Annotated in this window: 3 protein-coding genes and 1 rRNA gene; all 4 read left to right on the forward strand. The window is 31.5% G+C overall.

Annotation, left to right across the window (positions count from 1 at the left end; all coding sequences use genetic code 11):
* A 5S ribosomal RNA gene (gene rrf / locus ACFVT8_RS24445) occupies positions 1 to 92 on the forward strand; the annotation flags it as partial.
* A gap of 330 nt (positions 93 to 422) precedes the next feature.
* Positions 423 to 1,595, forward strand: coding sequence for an ATP-grasp domain-containing protein (locus ACFVT8_RS24450; protein WP_387086410.1), 1,173 nt, complete (start codon positions 423 to 425; stop codon positions 1,593 to 1,595).
* Between the two features lie 39 nt (positions 1,596 to 1,634).
* Entirely contained in the window at positions 1,635 to 3,317 is a 1,683-nt protein-coding gene (locus ACFVT8_RS24455; RefSeq protein ID WP_387086413.1) for a methyl-accepting chemotaxis protein, read from the forward strand.
* Positions 3,318 to 3,509: 192 nt separating this feature from the next.
* Positions 3,510 to 4,403, forward strand: coding sequence for a patatin-like phospholipase family protein (locus ACFVT8_RS24460; protein WP_387086416.1), 894 nt, complete (start codon positions 3,510 to 3,512; stop codon positions 4,401 to 4,403).
* The last annotated feature ends 267 nt before the right edge of the window (positions 4,404 to 4,670 follow it).

A 4,670-nucleotide genomic window follows, 5' to 3' on the forward strand; every position in this document is an offset into this window, starting at 1 on the left:
ACACCCGTTCCCATACCGAACACGGAAGTTAAGCTCTTTAGCGCCGATGGTAGTTGGGGGCTTCCCCCTGTGAGAGTAGGACGTCGCTAGGCAATATAAACAGTCAGCTGAGTGCTGGCTATTTTTTTTATAAAATTATACAAATAGTATTTAACCAATAGTAAAAAATCGAGAAGCTAATTTAAGCTTCTCGATTTTTTTATTTACTTTAGCAAAAGTTAATCTTTATATAGTCGAATATGCTCATTAGTATTTAGATATTTCATTATGCTTTCATATTAATTTCGATGTAAAATTACCCATAGTATTAAAAGGTAATATTATGGCTTTTGTAGGTATTTTATATTAAAATAGGTAATGGTTATTTTTACATACTATTAGGATATAGTTATGTAAAAAATATATATATAGGAGTGTAAATATTGATAATACTAGATAGACCTTATGTTTCGAAATTATTAGCGAACACAATTAGTAAGAATAAAATTCCGGTAATCAAATTAAATGAAGTTTTTATACCAAACGAATCTACTATAAATTTAAAAAAGGTAGACGATTTGTTGATTGAATTAGAGAAGGGGAATTCTCCAATTCTCTTTAACTCTGAAAATGGACTTAATATTTTATCAAAATATGCGCCTAATCACTATTTAACAACTGTTACAGATATTCTGAAAAATAAAGTTACTTTCAGAAAAACATTAAGTAGACATTATAAAGATTTCTTTTTCACAGAAGTTTCTCTAAAAGAATTAGAAGAATTAGATCCTAGTGCTCTACCTTTCCCTATTATTGTTAAGCCTGTTATAGGATATTCAAGTATAGGTGTACATCGTATTGATAAGGTAGAAGAATATAAAGAAACTATTAAACAGCTTAAGTTTGAAATGGAAGTTACAAGTTCAGAGTATCCAATCGAAGTTATTAATAATCAATCATTTATAATTGAAAAATTGATAGAAGGCGATGAATACGCTGTTGACGTATATTTTACAGAAGAAGGGGAACCTGTTATCCTAAATCTTTTTAAAAGAATGTTTAGGCATGAGAAAGACATGAGCGATAGGATTTACTATACAAGTAAGCAAGTAATAAATGAGTCCCTCAACAAAATTCAAGAGTTTTTAAGAACTATTTCATCGTTCTTCGCTTTAAAGTCTGCCCCAATACATATTGAAATTCGCATCGATAATGATGAACAGATTGTTCCTATTGAAGTAAATCCACTTAGATTTGCTGGTATCGGTACAAATGAACTTGGCGTTCATGCATATGGTGTAAACGCATGTGAGTACTTTTTTAAACAAGAAAAGCCTGATTGGGGAAATATAGTTAATCAAATGGATGATTCAATTTATAGTTTTTGTTGTGCTGAAATAGATGCTTCTATTGATTGTAAGCAAGTTGTATCTATTAATCATGAAGCGTTTAAACTAAATTTTGGTGAAATTTTAGAATATCGACCAATGAAAGTAAATGAAAGCTCTACTTTTGCTGTAATCTTTCATAAGTCACCGGATTTAAATGAAAATATAAGGTTATTGAATTTAGATCTGAATCAATATATAACGTTAAAAGAACTGGTATTTGTTTAATAATGACTAATTTATTTATTGAGGTTAGGAGCGTTAATGATGTTTAAAGGTATGACAATTAGAAAGAAAATATTATTAAACGTATTAATGCCTATTGTTGTTATAAGCATAATTTTTAGCTTAGCCATTTTTATTGTAGCTGATCGTTTAATTGACGGGTATATTATTCCTCAGTTTGAAGAGAGCTTAACAATGAAAATGGAGGACTTTGATGAGTTATTTGATAAAGAATTAATCAATAGTGCTAAAACAAACAAAAGTGCATATCAAGAATTGTTGTCTAGAGGAAATGCGTTTCAAGAAGAGTATGATTTAGAAAATGTGTATATTATGAGTAAAGTAGATAATAAAGAAGTCATTTTATTTTTAGGTAATGACGATAAGTATTTATCGCCACTAGCGTTTACAGATGAACAAAAAGCAGCGCTAGGTACAACTAAAATGGTTACAAGTGATATTTATAAGGATGATTATGGCGCTCATAAGTCTACATTTTTACAAGTTCAAGGAACAGATTCTGTCTTAGGATTAGATGAAGATGCAGATTTTATAGTTGATCTAGAAAGTTTATTAATAAAAGTATGTGTATTATTAGCTCTTATATTTATTGTGGTAAGTGGTATATTAGCATATTTCACTGCTAAAAGAATTTCTAAACCGTTAAATGAACTTGTAGATTATACTAAAGTAATTGCAGCGGGTGATTTAACACAGGAAATAAAAAATACAAGTAATGATGAAATTGGTCAGCTTGCATCAAGTTTTAATAGTATGCAAGAACAGCTAAAAGAAGTTATAGGTCATGTATCCTCAACAGCAGACTATGTAGCAAACGGGTCTAAAGAATTGACTCAAAGTATAGAGCAAGTGACAGAAATGGCTAATCAGGTATCAGCAGCAATTCAAGAAGTTTCAGTAAGTAGCGAAATGGTAACAACTGGGGCTATTCAAAATCAAATTGCGATTAGAGAAATATCAGAGGGGATAGTAGAAATTACAGAATCTACTACAAACGTCTCAGATGAATCTATTAAGACATCTGAAGAATCCAATCAAGGTAATAATGTCATTCAACAATCCGTACAAGGAATTGATTCAATTAACGAGCTTTCAAAAGCCTCTATGCAAATGACTGAACAAATGCATCAACGTTCTAAAGAAGTAGGACAAATTACAAATGTAATTACAAGTATTTCAGATCAAATTAATTTACTAGCACTAAATGCAGCTATTGAGGCTGCTCGTGCAGGTGAATACGGAAAAGGGTTTGCTGTTGTCGCAGATGAAATAAGACATTTAGCAGAACAATCTGCCCAATCTGCTAATGACATAACTAAATTAATCTCTGAAATGCAAAATAATTCTAATGAATCGGTTGAAGCTATTACGAGAGTAGTAGATGAAATTGATCAAGAGACTGTCGCAATAAGATTGGCTGGAGATACTTTCCAAAAAATCTCATCTTTAATTTCAAACATTAGTATGCGAACGCAATCAATTGCTTCAACAGTAGAACAAATATCAGCAAGCTCTGAACAAGTATTAGGAACTACTGAGACAACTGTGCAATCATTGGAGCAAACATCAGCAGGTACCCAAAATATTGCTTCAACTATGCAAGAGCAATCTGCTTTTATGGAAGAAATGCTAGGAACAGCTAATCAAGTAAATGATATGGTTGAAAACTTGAAAGGTCAAATTGCACATTTTAAAATTAAGTAATCTAAGCAATAACATTAATTAAGTTAAAAGGATTAGCTCTAACTTATACAGAGCTAATCCTTTTACTATTTTTAGATCCGTATACCAGTATGAAAGTCATTTGTAAATTCGACAAAATACACATTGAGTTCGTTCTAATCGTATATAACTTTTTATATAATGTAACGATTACATTAAAAAGGAGAGGGAATTTTGTGGATTGATGGTGTTTTTTCTGGTGGTGGTTTGAAGGGGTTTGCACTTGTTGGAGCGTATCAAGTACTAGAAGCTGAAAATTTTCGCTTTAAACGGGTAGCTGGGACGAGTGCTGGGGCCATATTAGCTGCTTTTATTGCCGCAGGATATAGCGGGAAAGAAATCCAAACAATGCTGGAAGAGTTGGATGTACCTTCATTACTAGATCCAAGGAAAACAATCTTACCATTCCCGTTTATGAAGTGGGTTAATGTTTATCATCATTTAGGTTTATATAAAGGAAAAGCATTAGAAAAATGGTTTTTTAAGAAACTAGCTGCAAAAGGAGTTTATACATTCGGAGATTTACCTAGAGATTCGTTAAAATTAGTGGCGTCAGATTTAACAAATGGCAGAATGATAGTTTTACCAGATGATTTACAAAAGTATCATATTGATGCGGATAATTTTTCTGTAGCCTGTGCTTTACGTATGAGTTGCGGTATACCATTTTTCTTTGAACCGGTTACGTTAAAAACAGGAAAAGGAGATTCGGTTATTGTAGATGGCGGTGTATTGAGTAATTTTCCGTTATGGGTATTTGATGATAGAGAAGGACGTAAAGTGCGACCGATTATAGGGCTTAAATTGAGTAGACGTAGAGAAGAACAACATCCACATGAAATTAAAAACGGATTAAATTTATTTGAAGCTTTATTTTCAACTATGAAAGATGCTCATGATGAAAGGTATATTTCAAGACGGCACGAAAGAGATATAATATTCATCCCTGTCGATGATTATAGCTCCACACAATTTGATTTAGATGAAGAGACTAAAGAAACGCTTTTAGAAATTGGAAGAAACCGTACTATTCAATTTTTAAAATCGTGGCCAAGGTTTAGGTTATAAAACTTAAAAAAACGAATAAAACTATTGACGTTCTATGAAGTGGGTGATATTATATAAAAGTTGCTGCTGATCATGCAGCTAAAACAATATGAAAATAAAATAACTGTTTGACATTCTGTATAAAACATGTTATTATATAAAAGTTGACTCTTAACAAAGAGAAACAATTATAAATGAACCTTGAAAACTGAACAAGCAAAACGTAATCAATAAAGTTTTTAGTAGCTAACCTTGAGTTAGTGAACGAAACACAATTTTGGACATCAA

It is taken from the genome of Lysinibacillus sp. NPDC058147 (assembly GCF_042884205.1).
Classification (GTDB): Bacteria; Bacillota; Bacilli; order Bacillales_A; family Planococcaceae; genus Lysinibacillus.

What these genes read in the sequence shown, in the direction of transcription:
- ACFVT8_RS24455 (WP_387086413.1), top strand. Translation starts at nt 1,635, where the DNA reads ATGTTTAAAGGTATGACAATTAGAAAGAAAATATTATTAAACGTATTA.